At 66.5% G+C, this 257-nt stretch carries 1 pseudogene; it reads left to right on the plus strand.

The annotated features are described in order from the left end of the window. Positions 1-197 (plus strand): annotated as a pseudogene (locus ACPYOG_RS19930) (carbohydrate-binding domain-containing protein); the annotation flags it as partial. Positions 198-257 lie beyond the last annotated feature (60 nt).

Below are 257 nucleotides of genomic sequence, written 5' to 3' on the forward strand. Positions count from 1 at the left end.
AGACCATTGCGTCCCTGGTGTTCTCTTCAGCCGCCATTACCGACGGCGCAAGCTACACGGTTTACACGGGAGGCACCGCCGAGGCCACGGCAGGCCTCACCACCGGATCCGTCGACGGCGCCAAGCAGCAGGGCACCGTGACGGCGGGTCAGTACACGCAGGCCCAGGGCCCGGGCGGCGGTGGTGGACGCCGCTAAGCTTGGTGGCCTGTGCAATTCTGCTGGATCATTCGTCATCGCACCCGAAGTTGCCCCGGT

It is taken from the genome of Leifsonia sp. HAY1-4F, from assembly GCF_056755275.1.